The 2857-nt window shown below is 54.8% G+C and carries 1 rRNA gene; it reads left to right on the top strand.

What is annotated here, in order from left to right:
* Window positions 1-35: 35 nt before the first annotated feature.
* Window positions 36-2778 (top strand): 23S ribosomal RNA (locus K328_RS0100760).
* Window positions 2779-2857 lie beyond the last annotated feature (79 nt).

Raw genomic sequence — 2857 nt, 5'->3', positions numbered from 1 at the left:
GTGAGTACTTCGGTATTTGCTTCTGTATGAGTTGCGATCAAGCGTCAAATAAGGGCATTTGGTGGATGCCTTGGTGCTGAGAGGCGATGAAGGACGTGACACGCTGCGAAAAGCCGTGGGGAGCTGCGAGTAAGCTTTGATCCGCGGATATCCGAATGGGGAAACCCGGCCGTAAGGTCATCCGTACATGAATACATAGTGTGCGGAAGCAAACCTGGTGAACTGAAATATCTAAGTAGCCAGAGGAAAGGACATCAACCGAGACTCCGTTAGTAGTGACGAGCGAACGCGGACCAGGCCAGTGGCCTAAGTGAAGAAACCGGAACCGTCTGGAAAGTCGGGCCGTAGCGGGTGATAGCCCCGTACGGGTAAAGCTTCATTTAGGTCCTTGAGTAGGGCGGGGCACGTGAAACCCTGTCTGAACGTGGGGGGACCACCCTCCAAGCCTAAGTACTCCTCAGCGACCGATAGTGAACAAGTACCGTGAGGGAAAGGTGAAAAGCACCCCGATGAGGGGAGTGAAATAGACCTGAAACCGAATGCCTACAAGCAGTCGGAGGGGCTTTATGCCCTGACGGCGTACCTTTTGTATAATGGGTCAGCGAGTTAGTCTGTCGAGCAAGCTTAAGCCGTTAGGTGTAGGCGTAGCGAAAGCGAGTCTTAATAGGGCGTCGAGTTCGTCGGATTAGACCCGAAACCGGGTGATCTAGCCATGGACAGGCTGAAGGTGCGGTAACACGCACTGGAGGGCCGAACCCACTTCTGTTGAAAAAGAAGGGGATGATCTGTGGTTAGGGGTGAAAGGCCAATCAAACTCGGATATAGCTGGTTCTCCGCGAAAACTATTTAGGTAGTGCGTCGTGTGATTACCGCCGGGGGTAGAGCACTGGATGGGCTAGGGGGGCGCGAGCCTTACCAAACCTAACCAAACTCCGAATACCGGTGAGTACAGCACGGCAGACAGACCATGGGTGCTAAGGTCCGTGGTCGAGAGGGAAACAGCCCAGACCTCCAGCTAAGGTCCCCAAGTTACGGCTAAGTGGGAAAGGATGTGAGGAGGCCAAGACAGCCAGGAGGTTGGCTTAGAAGCAGCCACCCTTTAAAGAAAGCGTAATAGCTCACTGGTCTAGTTAAGCCACCTTGCGCCGAAGATGTACCGGGGCTCAAGCCGTACACCGAAGCTGAGGGCATGGATTTATCCATGCGGTAGCGGAGCGTTCCGTAGGCCTGCGAAGGGGGAGTGTGAACTCTCCTGGAGGTATCGGAAGTGCGAATGCTGACATGAGTAGCGACAAAGAGTGTGAGAAACACTCTCGCCGTAAGCCCAAGGGTTCCTGCGCAAGGCTAATCCGCGCAGGGTAAGTCGGCCCCTAAGACGAGGGCGAAAGCCGTAGTCGATGGGAATCAGGTTAATATTCCTGAACCTGGTGGGATGTGACGAATACCGGAAGCCGTACATTCTTATTGGATTGAGTGTGCGGCCTGGGTGTTCCAGGAAATAGCCCCATCGTATAGACCGTACCCCAAACCGACACAGGTGGGCAGGTAGAGCATACCAAGGCGCTTGAGAGAACAACGTTGAAGGAACTCGGCAAAATGCCCCCGTAACTTCGGGAGAAGGGGGACCTCGCATTGGGCAACCAGTGAGGGGTGGCACAGAGTAGGGGGTGGCGACTGTTTACTAAAAACACAGGGCTCTGCGAAGCCGCAAGGCGCGGTATAGGGTCTGACGCCTGCCCGGTGCTGGAAGGTTAAAAGGAGAGGTGAGAGCTTTGAATTGAAGCCCCAGTAAACGGCGGCCGTAACTATAACGGTCCTAAGGTAGCGAAATTCCTTGTCGGGTAAGTTCCGACCTGCACGAATGGCGTAACGACTTCCCCGCTGTCTCCAACGTTGACTCAGCGAAATTGAATTCTCCGTGAAGATGCGGAGTTCCCGCGGTCAGACGGAAAGACCCCGTGCACCTTTACTACAACTTTGCAGTGGTATTAGAAAATGAATGTGTAGGATAGGCGGGAGGCTTTGAAGCACTGGCGCCAGCCAGGGTGGAGCCACCCTTGAAATACCGCCCTTTTGTTTTTTGATATCTAACCGCGACCCGTTATCCGGGTCCGGGACCCTGCATGGTGGGTAGTTTGACTGGGGCGGTCGCCTCCCAAAGAGTAACGGAGGCGCGCAAAGGTAGGCTCAAGCTGGACGGAAATCAGCTGACGAGTGCAATGGCATAAGCCTGCCTGACTGTGAGACCGACAGGTCGAGCAGAGACGAAAGTCGGTCATAGTGATCCGGTGGTCCCGCGTGGAAGGGCCATCGCTCAACGGATAAAAGGTACGCCGGGGATAACAGGCTGATACTCCCCAAGAGTCCACATCGACGGGAGTGTTTGGCACCTCGATGTCGGCTCATCACATCCTGGGGCTGGAGCAGGTCCCAAGGGTTCGGCTGTTCGCCGATTAAAGTGGTACGTGAGCTGGGTTTAGAACGTCGTGAGACAGTTCGGTCCCTATCTGCCGTGGGTGTTCGAGACTTGAGAGGAGCTGTCCCTAGTACGAGAGGACCGGGATGGACGCACCTCTGGTGGACCTGTTGTCGCGCCAGCGGCATAGCAGGGTAGCTAAGTGCGGACAGGATAACCGCTGAATGCATCTAAGCGGGAAGCCCCCCTCAAAACCAGGTCTCGCTGAGAACCGTGGTAGACCACCACGTCGATAGGCCAGGTGTGGAAGCGTGGTAACATGTGAAGCTAACTGGTACTAATCGTTCGATCGGCTTGATCCACTCATACAGATACAAATACCGGAGCAGGGCAAAGCCCTCACCGGTAGCAAACATCCAAAGCGAACTAAAAAACGTTCAC

Source organism: Nisaea denitrificans DSM 18348 (assembly GCF_000426505.1).
Classification (GTDB): domain Bacteria; phylum Pseudomonadota; class Alphaproteobacteria; order Thalassobaculales; family Thalassobaculaceae; genus Nisaea; species Nisaea denitrificans.
Note: the sequence above shows the minus strand (reverse complement) of the source record. Positions and strands in the feature narration are given on the sequence as shown.